The sequence below is a fragment of the Streptomyces sp. NPDC043680 genome (genome assembly GCF_056436685.1).
On the sequence record NZ_JBWKCE010000012.1, the window covers coordinates 123658 to 135914 of the forward strand.

Consider the following 12257-nt stretch of genomic DNA (forward strand, 5'->3'; position numbering starts at 1 on the left):
GTCCACTTCCGCTCGCGTGAGCAAGATCATGCGCACGGATGTCCGTCAGCTTTTCCGAGTTGAGACCTCCCCGAAACCTGCCTTCCGGCCAAATAAGCGGAAGGGCCGTACCCCCTTGACGGGGATACGGCCCTTTGGTGCCGCTGGTACCGCTGGTGCGACTAGCCGCGGATGAGGTTGCGCAGCACGTACTGCATGATGCCGCCGTTGCGGTAGTAGTCCGCCTCACCGGGGGTGTCGATGCGGACGACCGCGTCGAACTCCACACCGGTGTCGGTGGTGACCTTGACGGTGCGCGGGGTGGTGCCGTTGTTCAGCTCCTCCACACCGGTGAAGGAGAAGGTCTCCTCGCCGGTGAGGCCCAGGGCGGCCGCCGAGGCGCCCTCCGGGAACTGCAGGGGCAGGACGCCCATGCCGATCAGGTTCGAGCGGTGGATGCGCTCGTAGGACTCGGCGATGACGGCCTTGACGCCGAGCAGCGCGGTGCCCTTGGCCGCCCAGTCGCGGGACGAGCCGGAGCCGTACTCCTTGCCCGCCAGGATGACCAGCGGGATGCCGGCGGCCTGGTAGTTCTGCGAGGCGTCGTAGATGAACGCGACCGGCGCGCCCTCGACGGTGAAGTCGCGGGTGAAACCGCCCTCGGTGCCCGGGGCGATCTGGTTGCGCAGGCGGATGTTGGCGAAGGTACCGCGGATCATGACCTCGTGGTTGCCGCGGCGGGAACCGTACGAGTTGAAGTCGCGGCGCTCGACGCCGTGCTCCGTGAGGTACTTGCCGGCCGGGGTGTCGGCCTTGATCGCACCAGCCGGGGAGATGTGGTCGGTGGTGACCGAGTCGCCCAGCTTCGCCAGCACGCGCGCGCCGGTGATGTCGGAGACCGGGGTGGTCTCCATCGTCATGCCCTCGAAGTAGGGGGGCTTGCGCACGTAGGTGGACTGCGGGTCCCACTCGAAGGTGTTGCCGGTCGGGATCGGCAGCGCCTGCCACTGGGCGTCGCCCGCGAAGACGTCCTGGTAGGACTTGCTGAACATGTCCTCGCCGATGGCGTTCGCCACGACGTCGTTGACCTCTGCCTCGGAGGGCCAGATGTCCTGGAGGTAGACCGGCTTGCCCTCGGTGTCGATGCCGATGGCGTCCTTGGTGATGTCCACCTTCATGGAGCCCGCGATGGCGTACGCGACGACCAGCGGCGGGGAGGCCAGGTAGTTCATCTTGACGTCGGGGTTGATCCGGCCCTCGAAGTTGCGGTTGCCGGAGAGCACCGAGGTGACCGCGAGGTCGTGCTCGTTGATCGCCTTCGAGATCTCCTCGTCCAGCGGACCGGAGTTGCCGATGCAGGTGGTGCAGCCGTACCCGACGAGGTTGAAGCCCATCTTGTCGAGGTACGGGGTCAGGCCGGCCTTGTCGAAGTAGTCGGTGACGACCTTCGAGCCCGGGGCCAGGGTGGTCTTGACCCACGGCTTGCGGGTCAGGCCCTTCTCGACCGCCTTCTTGGCCACGAGCGCCGCGGCGACCATGACGTAGGGGTTCGAGGTGTTGGTGCAGGAGGTGATCGCGGCGACGGTGACGGCGCCGTGGTCGATCTCGAAGGAGGAGCCGTCGGCCAGGGTGACCAGGGTCGGCTTCGACGGGGCGCCGTTCGGGTGGTTCGCCGGGGCGTCGGAGGCCGGGAAGGATTCCTTGCCCGCCTCGTCCACGTCGTCCACGTAGTTGCGGACGTCCTGGGCGAACTGCTCGGCGGCGTTGGCCAGGACGATGCGGTCCTGCGGGCGCTTCGGGCCGGCGATGGAGGGGACGACCGTGGAGAGGTCGAGCTCCAGCTTCTCGGAGAAGTCCGGCTCGGCGGCCGGGTCCAGCCACAGGCCCTGCTCCTTGGCGTACGCCTCGACGAGCGCGACCTGCTGGGCGTCGCGGCCGGTCAGGCGCAGGTACTTCAGGGTCTCGTCGTCGATCGGGAAGATCGCGGCGGTGGAGCCGAACTCCGGCGACATGTTGCCGATGGTGGCGCGGTTCGCGAGGGAGGTGGCGGCGACGCCCTCACCGTAGAACTCGACGAACTTGCCGACGACACCGTGCTTGCGCAGCATCTCGGTGATGGTCAGCACCAGGTCGGTGGCGGTGGTGCCGGTCGGCAGCTCGCCGGTCAGCTTGAAGCCGACCACGCGCGGGATCAGCATGGAGACCGGCTGGCCGAGCATCGCGGCCTCGGCCTCGATGCCGCCGACGCCCCAGCCCAGCACACCGAGGCCGTTGACCATGGTGGTGTGCGAGTCGGTGCCGACGAGGGTGTCCGGGTAGGCCTGGCCGCCCCGGACCATGACCGTGCGGGCCAGGTGCTCGATGTTGACCTGGTGCACGATGCCGGTGCCCGGGGGGACGACCTTGAACTCGTCGAAGGCGGTCTGGCCCCAGCGCAGGAACTGGTAGCGCTCCTTGTTGCGGCCGTACTCCAGCTCCACGTTCTGGGCGAACGCGTCGTGGGTGCCGAACTTGTCGGCGATGACCGAGTGGTCGATGACCAGCTCGGCCGGGGCCAGCGGGTTGATCTTCGACGGGTCGCCGCCGAGGGCCTTCACGGCCTCACGCATGGTCGCGAGGTCCACGACGCAGGGGACGCCGGTGAAGTCCTGCATGATCACGCGGGCCGGCGTGAACTGGATCTCCTCGCTGGGCTGGGCCTGCGAGTCCCAGTTGCCGAGCGACCGGATGTGGTCGGCGGTGATGTTCGCGCCGTCCTCGGTGCGGAGCAGGTTCTCCAGCAGCACCTTCAGGCTGTAGGGAAGGCGGGCCGAGCCCTCCACCTTGTCCAGCCGGAAGATCTCGTACGACTCGTCGCCCACCTGCAGCGTGCTGCGGGCGTCGAAGCTGTTCGCCGACACGACAGTCTCCTTCATGCATGAAATTCGCGCGTTTACCGCATCCTGCCGCCACGCCCCATGGCCAATCCGCTAAGGTAAGGCTAAGTTAGGTAACCCTTACCAGCGGGGGCGGCTGCGGTACGCCTTCGGCAGATATCTCGATGTCGAGATAACTCTAGTACATGTCCGGGCGGAGCGACGAGGCACGCACCCTCAGGCCCGCCGGGACGGTGCACTGCCCCGCCGGTTCCGCATGCCCGGATTCGATCAGCATGACCAGCGCGGACACCGCGGACACCGCGATCCGTTCCGGATTCAGCGTGACGGTGGTCACGGCCGGCTCCTGCTCGGCGTACGCGGGATCCTCGCTGGCGCAGACCAGCAGCAGCTCTGCGGGCGTACGGATTCCATGGCGCGCGGCGGCGGCCAGCACCTGCCGCCCGCCCGGGTCGTACACGCAGTACACGGCGTCGGGCCGGCCCGGCGCGCCGAACACCCCGTCGAAGGCGTGCCCCGGCGCGTCGTCGGGGTCGAAGGGGACCACCAGCGGGGCGTGGCCGCGTTCGGCGCACCACCGCGCGTAGGCCGAGGTGACGGCGGCGGTGTAGAACTCCCGGCCGTAACCGGAGTGCAGGGCTATGCGCCGGGCCCCGGAGTCGGTGAGGTGGTCGAGCACCTCGCGGGTGGCGGCCTCGTGGTCGTTGTCCACCCAGACGTCCCCGGGCCGGGGGTCGGCCGGGCGGCCGTCGAACACCACCGGCAGGCCGCGGGCCCGCAGCGCGCGCAGCACCGGGTCGCCCGCCGGGCTGTCGAGCAGCAGCATCCCGTCCACCGCGAGGGTGTGCCACAGCGGCTCGCCGCCGCGCTCCGCGGGCAGGGTGGTCAGGGCGTAGCCGTGGGCGTGGGCGGCGGAGGTGGCGGCGGTGAGCAGCCGGGAGAAGTAGGCGATCCGCGCGAAGTCCCAGGCCGAACCGGCGTAGGTGGTGACCGCGAGGCCGAGGGTGCGGGTACGGGGTCCGCGGTGGGCGCCGTACCCGAGGGCGGCCGCCATCTCGCGGACCCGGCGCCGGGTGGAGTCGCCGAGGCGGCCGGTGCCGTTGAGGGCGTGCGAGACGGTCGCGGTGGAGACCTCCGCGGCGCGCGCGATGTCGGCGATGGTCGGGGTCGGTCCGGGCCCGGGCACGCCGACATCGTACGGATTCCGTCGGCCGCGGCGGGTTCTGGTTAAGGGATTAATCAAACAGTGTCCTGGCCACCCCTCACGCCCGTCCCACGTCTGGAGTGGCCATGACCCCTTCGTCTCCGATCCCCGCCCTGTCCCGGCGGGCACTTCTCGCGGCCGCCGGGGCCGCCGGCGCGACCGGCCTGTTCGGGGCGGGGACGGCCGCGGCCGCCGCTGCGCCGGGGCGCGGACCGGCCGCCCTGGTGATCCGCAACGCCCGCGTGTTCACCGGGGCGAGCGGGGGCGGCGCGCCCGCGGAGGCGGTCGCCGTCGGGCGGGACGGCCGGATCCTGGCCACGGGGAGCGACGCGTCGCTGCGCCGGTACGCGGGCCGGGACACCGAGGTCGTCGACGCGCGCGGGAACACCGTGATGAGCGGGATCCACGACGGGCACGTCCACCCGCTGGGCGCCGGCGACCGGTCGCTGCGGCCCTCGCTGGAGGGGGCCGAGACCACCGTTCCGGAGCTCCGGGGGCTGCTCTCCGGTTTTCTCGCCGACACCGGGGGCGCGGAGGCGGAGCCGGACCGCTGGCTGGTCGTGGAGGACTGGAACCCGGTCGGCCTGCTGCCGACCGGGACCACCCCGCACCACACGGTGCTGGACGCCCTCGCCACCCGGCGGCCGATCGCGCTGGTCGGCGGTGACGGGCACAACCTGTGGGTGAACCGGCGGGCTCTGGAGATCGCCGGGATCACCGCGGCCACCCCCGACCCGGTCGGCGGCCGGATCGTGAAGGGGCCGGACGGGCAGCCGACGGGTGTCCTCAAGGACGACGCACAGGGCCTGGCGAAACGGCATGTCCCGCAGCCGTCCCGGGCGGAGCTGGTCGCCGCCTGCGCGGCGGTGCTGCGGCTCGCCGCCGCATCCGGCGTGACCACGATGATGGACGCCCTGGTGGGGCGGCAGGAGCTGGAGCTCTACCGGGACCTGGCCGGGGCCGGGAAGCTGCCCCAGCGGATCGTGCCGGCGATCCGGCTGGACGCCGCACAGGCCGAGGACCCGTCGGGCGCCCTGGCCTACGCCCGGGGGCTGCGAGGGGAGTTCGAGGGGGTGCACGGGCTCCGGTTCGGGATGGTCAAGGTGTTCCTCGACGGGGTCATCGAGTACCCGGCGCAGACGGCCGCGCTGCTGGCCCCGTACCTGGACGGCGACGGCAGACCGACCGCCAGCCGGGGCGAGCTCTACACCTCGGCGGCGGACTACGGCCGGCTGACCGCGGCCTTCAACCGGGCCGGCTGGCAGATGCACGCCCACGGGCTGGGCGACCGGGCGGTCCGTACGGCCCTGGACGGGTACGCGTACGCCCGCCGCACCACCGGACAGCGCGACGCACGCAACGCGATCGCCCACCTCCAGCTGGTGGACCCGGCCGACCTGCGGCGCTTCGCACAGCTCGGCGTGGCGGCCTGCATGCAGCTCCAGTGGGCGGCGCGGGACACCTGGACGGTGGAGGCGCTGCTCCCGTACATCGGGCCGGAGCGGCACCGCCGGCTGTACCCGGCGCGCAGCCTGGAGAAGGCGGGCGCCCGGCTGACGGGCGGTTCCGACTGGCCGGTGGACGCGCTCCAGGTGTGGAACCAGCTGCGGACCGCGATCGACCGGCAGGGGGCGTACGGGGCGGGGGCGCTGTATCCGGAGCGCGAGGGGCTCGGCCGTGCCTCGGTGCTGCGGATGCACACGGCGGGGACGGCGTGGCAGCTGCGCCAGGATGCCCTGACGGGGACGGTGGAGCCCGGCAAGGCCGCCGACCTGGTGCTGCTGGACCGGGATGTGACCCGCTGTCCGGTGGCCGACATCAGTGGCACCGGGGTCCGCCTGACGCTGGTCGGCGGGCGGGTGGTGCACGACGCGGAGTCGGCGGCGGGGCGTACGGCGGCTGCCCGCGTGGCCCGCGCCGCATCCGGACCGCGCCCGGCCTCGTACGCGACGGTGCACGGCGTCGGCCGGCACGCGGCGTGCGGCTGCAACGGCGGTGCGGGGGCGGGAGCCGGGCGGTAGCGAGCCGTACACGCGTTCGGGACGACCGAGCGGGCGGACACACCCAAGGATCATAGACGGACAAAAGGGACGCGACTCCTCACGAGCGAGCACGCCGCGGCACCGGTCACCGTTTGGGCGATTTGGTGCCGCTGTGCGCTTTGTCCGCGCTCGGCGCGCAGTTCGCGCCCGGCGGCCCCACCATGGGATCTGACGGCGGGTAACACCCGTCCGCCACACCCGACGCAGGGCTCATCTCATATCTGAGATACGGTGCATCCATGGCAGACGACTACCTCGTACGCATCGGCAAGCTCATCCGTGACGCCCGGCAACACCGGGGCTGGACGCAGAGTCAGCTGGCGGACGCCCTGGGCACCAGCCAGAGCGCCGTGAACCGGATCGAGCGCGGCAACCAGAACATCAGCCTTGAGATGATCGCCCGCATCGGTGAAGCACTCGACAGCGAAATCGTCTCTCTCGGCTATGCCGGCCCGATGCACCTGCGCGTCGTCGGCGGGCGCCGCCTGTCCGGCGCCATCGACGTCAAGACGAGCAAGAACGCCTGCGTGGCCCTGCTGTGCGCCTCGCTGCTCAACAAGGGCCGTACGGTACTCCGGCGCGTCGCCCGCATCGAGGAGGTCTACCGGCTCCTCGAAGTCCTGAACTCCATCGGTGTCCGCACCCGCTGGATCAACGGCGGCGTCGACCTGGAGCTGGTCCCGCCGGCCCGGCTCGACATGGACTCCATCGACGCGGAGGCGGCGGTCCGGACCCGGAGCATCATCATGTTCCTGGGCCCCCTGCTGCACCGGATGGACCAGTTCCGCCTCCCGTACGCCGGAGGCTGCGACCTGGGCACCCGCACCATCGAGCCCCACATGATCGCGCTGCGCCGCTTCGGCCTGGACATCACCGCGACCGAGGGCATCTACCACGCGAAGGTCGCGTCGGGAGTCTCCCCCGACCGCCCGATCGTGCTGACCGAGCGCGGGGACACGGTCACCGAGAACGCCCTACTGGCCGCCGCCCGGCACGACGGCGTCACCGTCATCCGCAACGCGTCCTCGAACTACATGGTCCAGGACCTCTGCTTCTTCCTGGAGGCGCTCGGCGTACGCGTCGACGGCATCGGCACCACCACCCTGACGGTGCACGGCGTCCCGAACATCGACGTGGACGTCGACTACTCCCCCTCCGAGGACCCGGTCGAGGCGATGAGCCTGCTCGCCGCCGCGGTGGTCACGGAATCGGAGCTGACCATCCGCCGGGTCCCGATCGAGTTCATGGAGATCGAGCTCGCGGTCCTGGAGGAGATGGGCCTGGACCACGACCGCTCGGCGGAGTACACGGCCGACAACGGCCGCACCCGCCTGGTCGACCTCACGGTCCGCCCGTCGAAGCTGGAAGCCCCGATCGACAAGATCCACCCGATGCCGTTCCCCGGGCTGAACATCGACAACGTTCCGTTCTTCGCGGCCATCGCCGCCACCGCCCAGGGCCAGACCCTGATCCACGACTGGGTGTACGACAACCGGGCGATCTACCTGACGGACCTGAACCGCCTCGGCGGCCGCCTCCAACTCCTCGACCCCCACCGCGTCCTGGTCGAGGGCCCGACCCGCTGGCGCGCGGCCGAAATGATGTGCCCCCCGGCCCTGCGCCCGGCGGTGGTCGTCCTCCTCGCGATGATGGCGGCGGAGGGCACCTCGGTCCTGCGCAACGTCTACGTCATCAACCGCGGCTACGAAGAACTGGCGGAACGCCTCAACTCGGTGGGCGCCCAGATCGAAATCTTCCGCGACATTTAAACAAGACGCGGTTCTCCCCTTCCCCCGAGCCGCCCGAAGGCGGCCCGGGGGGCCGCAACCGGGGGCTCTGGATCTGCACGCGTGAGGCCTCGTCGCTCTTCCCGGAGAGTGACGGGGCCTCATCTCTTTGCTGTGGCGCCGCCGGCCGGGGAGGGGGGCTTCTTACGTCTGCCGTCATGCGCGTACCGCCCGGTAGGACGCTTGAACGCTTGTATGTTGATCGCCTTTCCGTGCGTTCTCGCCCGTCAGGAGCCCCACGCCCACGCAACTGCCCGGCAGCAGACAGAAGTCCGTCAAGCGGCGCTACGGGGGTGCCCTCGCCGTCGTCGCGGCGGCTCTCATGCTCGCCGCCTTCGATTACTGACGCTGCCCGCAGGCTCCCGGCGCGGACAGCCGTGGCGCGGCGGGCGGGACGGGGCCGGCCTGTTGTGCGTCCTGCCCCTCCTGCGGCTGCCGGGCCGGCGCCCTGTGGTGCGGGCGCAGGGACATGAGGCGTAGGAGCATGACCGCGCCCGCGAAGGTGGCGGCCGTGTTCAAGGCGGCGGAAGCCCGCCCAGCCGCAGAAGACCACGAGCCATCCCGGTATCCGCATCCCCCACGGCCGCACCAGCGCGAGCGCGAGCAGGATCCCGATCCCGGCCATGCCGACGGTCACCAGGTTCAGCACCACCCAGCCGGCCAGGCTGAAGCCGTCGTCCTTCGGGAGCAGCCCCAGCAGCGAGCCCACCACCCAGGACACCTTGATCAGCAGGTATGGCGTCAGCGCGAGGGCCGCCCCGTAGGCCGCCCCTCGTCCGATCCGGTCCCAGCGCTCCATCGGCCGACTCCCTCCACGTCCGGAATCCCAGCATCGGCTCCGGCACCGCCCCGGCGGCTCCCCCGCCGGGGGGATCCGCCTCCCCCACCCGGGGGAGACGGAACCGGTTCAGGAGGCTCGGGGGGCGGCGGGCCGTGAGGCTCGGGCGCATGACGGACACCTGGCTCCCGCCCGCGGAGTACATCAAGACCATCGCCCAGGCGACCAGCTACGCCTGCCTGTACTTCACCGACCCCGACGGCCGTCCCGTCCAGCTGCGCGCCACCTACGCCACCGAGGAGTGGCAGTGGCCCGGCGGCAACATGGACCCCGGGGAGACGCCGTGGGAGTGCGCGGTACGGGAGTGCGCGGAGGAGACCGGCATCGTCTTCCGCGGGGAGCCGAAGCTGCTGGGCGCGCATTTCATCGGGCACCAGGGCGAGGCGTGGCCCGCCAACCACATCGGCTTCGTCTTCGACGGCGGCACCCTCACCCCCGAGCAGATCGCGGGCATCGTCCTCGATCCCCGCGAGCACGACGAGGTGCGGGTCCACACGGTGGCGGAGTGGGAGGCCGTCATGACGCCCGGCAACTTCGCCCGCCTGCGCGAGATCGACGCCGCGCGCCGGGCCGGCCGCGTCGCCTACATGGAGGGCTAGCGACGGTCATCTCCCGCCGGCTGCCGGCTCCAACCGGTGGCCGGTTTCCGCCGGTCGGCGGGCCGGCCCCGGCCGGTGGCGGTGGCCGGTTTCCGCCGGTCGGCGGGCCGGCCCCGGCCGGTGGCGGTGGCCGGCGGGCAGAATCGGGGCCGTGCGTGCGCCCGTACGCACGGCGTCGAGGGGGCGGCCATGGCAGTCGAAGCACAGAGCACCGGTCCACAGGGCACCGGTCCACAGGCCACCGGCACGAGGATTCCCGAACTCGCGGGGGTTCCCCTGCTCGGGTCGCTCTTCGACCTGAAATCGGACTCGCTCGGCACCTACCTGCGCGCCCAGCAGCAGCACGGGGACGTCGTACGGATCACCGCGGGTCCGCCCGGCCTGCGGGCCGAGCTGTACTGCGTGTTCTCCGCCGAGGGCGCGCAGCAGGTGCTGGCCTCGGAATCGGCCAACTTCCGCAAGGACAACGCCTTCTACCAGGAGATCCGCGACTCCTTCGGCAACGGCCTGCTGACCAGCCAGGACGAGGACTACCTGCGCCAACGCCGCCTGGTGCAGCCGCTGTTCACCAAGCGCCGGGTGGACGGGTACGCCGCTGCCGTCGCCGCCGAGACCCGCACGGTCCTCGCGCGCTGGGAGGAGGCCTCCTGCGACGTCGTCGACGTCTCCGACGAGATGATGCGGCTCGCCCTGCGCGCGGTGTCCCGGATCCTCTTCGGGACGGACGTCGACGCCACCGTCGAGGTCGTGGACCGGTGCTTCCCGGTCATCACCGACTACGTACTGCGCCGCGGCTACTCCCCCGCCAACCTCCCCCGCACCTGGCCGACCCCCGCCAACCGGCGGGCCGCCGCGGCGACGGACGAGCTGTACGGGCTGTGCGACCGGATCATCGCCGAGCGGCGCAGCGGCGCCTCCGCGCAGGGCGAGGACCTGTTGAGCCTGCTGGCCGCCGCCACCAGCTCGGACGACGGGGAGTTCGACGCCGCCGAACTCCGGGACCAGGTGCTGATCTTCCTGCTGGCCGGGCACGAGACGACCGCGACCTCGCTCGCCTTCGCCCTGCACCTGCTGGGCCGCCACCCCGCGGAGCAGCAGCGGGCCCGCGAGGAGATCTCCCGGGTCCTGGGCGACCGTACGCCCGACGCCGCCGACCTCGACCGGCTCCCGTACCTCACCCAGGTCCTCAAGGAGGCCATGCGGCTCTACCCGGCCGCCCCGGTCATCGGGCGCAGCTCGGTCGCCGCCACCGAGATCGGCGGCCACCTCGTCCCGGCGGGCGCGGACGTCATGGTGGCGCCGTGGGTGACGCACCGCCACCCGCGGTACTGGCCGGATCCCGACCGCTTCGACCCGGAGCGTTTCACCCCCGAGGCGGAGGCGGCCCGTCCGCGCTATGCCTGGTTCCCGTTCGGCGGCGGCCCGCGTGCGTGCATCGGGCAGCACTTCTCGATGCTGGAGTCGGTTATCGCCCTGGCGATGATCCTGCGGGCGTACGAGTTCGAGGCCGTGGACACCGAGGTGCCGGTCAGCGCCGGGATCACCCTCCAGACGCAGGGCCCGACGCGCTGCCGGATCCGGAGCTTGGCCGGGTAGCGGCCTGCGGCCATCATGGACCGGTGGATTCGGATGAGGAGATTCCGGGGAGGTTGTCCCCTTTCGTACGTCGGCCCGCGCGGGCGCTGCTGCCGGGCTCACCGGCCCGGCCGCCCCTGCTGCGCCGCGTCGGGGATTTCTTCCTCATCCGCTTCCTGACCGCTCTGCCGGACGATCTCGCCGACGCGGCGGCCGCGCTGCTCGACCCCCTGGAGCGGGCCGCCCGGCTGTACGGGCGGCTCTGCCACGGGCCGGCCCTGTGCGGCGGCTGGCACAGCGAGGCGGGCCGGCTCGCCCTGGCCCTGCACGGCTTCCACTGGACGCGCTGGCACGCGGAGACCGAGGGCCCGTACGGCACCTTCAGGGCGGGCCCGGGCCAGATCACCGTCCGGCCGCCCTGGGGCCGGGGGGACCCGAACCGGGCCTCGTACACCGCCTCCTGCACCTTGCGCCCGGTCCCCCGGCTGCGCCGCCGCACGGCCCGGGTGGACCTGGCCTTCGCGGACGGCTCCTGGCTGGCCCTGCGCATGAACACCCGCGCCGACGCCGCCCGCCTGCGCGCGGCCCTCCTGCGGCAGCCGCCTGCGGCCTGATCGGGAACAGGTCCGGGAGGCGGGCTCCGAGCCGGACTCCGGTCAGGCCCCGGGTGCGGGTTCCGCCGCCGACGGCCCCTCGCGGACCACGGCCTGTTCGCCCCGCGGGCCGAACAGGTGCAGGATCTCCACCGCGCTGCCGTTCGCCGGGCCGAACCAGTGCGGTTCCCGGGTGTCGAACTCGGCCACCTCGCCGGGGCGGAGCGTGCGTTCACGCTCCCCGAGGATCAGGCGCAGCTCGCCCGCCAGGACGTAGAGCCACTCGTAGCCGTGGTGGGTCACCAGCTTCGGCTCGCGCGGCGCCAGGACCTGCTTGAACACCTGCACCCGGCCCGGGTACCGGGTCAGGGGGACGAGGACGCTGCCGTGCCCCTTGTGCAGGGGCGTCAGGTGCACCCGCGGGTCCCCGCTGGCCGGCGCGGCCACCAGCTGGTCGAGGGCCACGCGGTGGGCCCGTGCGAGCGGGATGAGCAGGTCCAGGGTGGGGCGGCGCTTGCCCGATTCGAGGCGGGACAGCGTGCTCACCGAGATGCCGGTCGCGTCCGCGAGCGCCTCCAGGGTGAGTCCGCGGCCCCGGCGCAGGGTGCGCAGGCGGGGTCCGATGCCGTCGAGTATCTGCGCGAGTTCCGTGTCCACGGGGTCCAGTTTTGCAGTCTCCGCAAAACTCCTGGGAAGCGGTCGCCGGCCGGCCCGAGCATGGCGGAAACGTACGTCCTTCCGAGAGGCAGACCGTGACCGCGACC

Annotated in this window: 8 protein-coding genes and 1 pseudogene; 5 read left to right on the forward strand and 4 right to left on the reverse strand. The window is 72.0% G+C overall.

What is annotated here, in order from left to right; translation table 11 throughout:
* Positions 1-161: 161 nt before the first annotated feature.
* Together acnA and AC0666_RS23415 are read right to left on the reverse strand one after the other, a co-directional pair.
* The gene (gene acnA / locus AC0666_RS23410; RefSeq protein ID WP_468585361.1) at positions 162-2879 is read right to left on the reverse strand and encodes an aconitate hydratase AcnA; all 2718 of its coding nucleotides are present in this window, start codon (positions 2877-2879) and stop codon (positions 162-164) included.
* 154 nt (positions 2880-3033) lie between these two features.
* Entirely contained in the window at positions 3034-4041 is a 1008-nt protein-coding gene (locus AC0666_RS23415) for a LacI family DNA-binding transcriptional regulator (protein ID WP_478708228.1), read from the reverse strand.
* Positions 4042-4145: 104 nt separating this feature from the next.
* Between AC0666_RS23415 and AC0666_RS23420 the strand changes: the two genes are divergently transcribed.
* Both AC0666_RS23420 and AC0666_RS23425 read left to right on the forward strand, forming a co-directional pair.
* Positions 4146-6080 carry an amidohydrolase gene (locus AC0666_RS23420; protein WP_478708229.1) on the forward strand — a complete coding sequence of 645 codons (1935 nt, stop codon included), beginning with the start codon at positions 4146-4148 and terminating at the stop codon, positions 6078-6080.
* Positions 6081-6340: 260 nt separating this feature from the next.
* On the forward strand, positions 6341-7870 hold the full coding sequence (locus AC0666_RS23425; protein WP_468971547.1) for a helix-turn-helix domain-containing protein: 1530 nt from the start codon (positions 6341-6343) through the stop codon (positions 7868-7870).
* A 547-nt stretch (positions 7871-8417) separates the two neighbouring features.
* Here the strand turns inward: AC0666_RS23425 and AC0666_RS23430 are convergent.
* A pseudogene (locus tag AC0666_RS23430) lies at positions 8418-8687 on the reverse strand (hypothetical protein); the annotation flags it as partial.
* Between the two features lie 149 nt (positions 8688-8836).
* On the opposite strand from AC0666_RS23430, the gene AC0666_RS23435 reads away from it, so the two are divergent.
* From AC0666_RS23435 to AC0666_RS23445, 3 genes are all read left to right on the forward strand, one after another.
* Complete coding sequence (locus AC0666_RS23435; protein WP_361712650.1) at positions 8837-9325, forward strand: NUDIX domain-containing protein; 489 nt, start codon at positions 8837-8839, stop codon at positions 9323-9325.
* A gap of 189 nt (positions 9326-9514) precedes the next feature.
* The gene (locus tag AC0666_RS23440) at positions 9515-10921 is read left to right on the forward strand and encodes a cytochrome P450 (RefSeq protein WP_478708230.1); all 1407 of its coding nucleotides are present in this window, start codon (positions 9515-9517) and stop codon (positions 10919-10921) included.
* Positions 10922-10974: 53 nt separating this feature from the next.
* Positions 10975-11514 carry a hypothetical protein gene (locus tag AC0666_RS23445; RefSeq protein ID WP_478708231.1) on the forward strand — a complete coding sequence of 180 codons (540 nt, stop codon included), beginning with the start codon at positions 10975-10977 and terminating at the stop codon, positions 11512-11514.
* A gap of 42 nt (positions 11515-11556) precedes the next feature.
* Here the strand turns inward: AC0666_RS23445 and AC0666_RS23450 are convergent, their stop codons facing one another.
* Positions 11557-12150, reverse strand: coding sequence for a helix-turn-helix domain-containing protein (locus AC0666_RS23450; RefSeq protein ID WP_478708232.1), 594 nt, complete (start codon positions 12148-12150; stop codon positions 11557-11559).
* Between the last annotated feature and the right edge of the window lie 107 nt (positions 12151-12257).

Coding starts and splice junctions, on each gene's coding strand:
- AC0666_RS23420 (WP_478708229.1), top strand. CDS start 4,146: ATGACCCCTTCGTCTCCGATCCCCGCCCTGTCCCGGCGGGCACTTCTC.
- AC0666_RS23425 (WP_468971547.1), top strand. CDS start 6,341: ATGGCAGACGACTACCTCGTACGCATCGGCAAGCTCATCCGTGACGCC.
- AC0666_RS23435 (WP_361712650.1), top strand. CDS start 8,837: ATGACGGACACCTGGCTCCCGCCCGCGGAGTACATCAAGACCATCGCC.
- AC0666_RS23440 (WP_478708230.1), top strand. CDS start 9,515: ATGGCAGTCGAAGCACAGAGCACCGGTCCACAGGGCACCGGTCCACAG.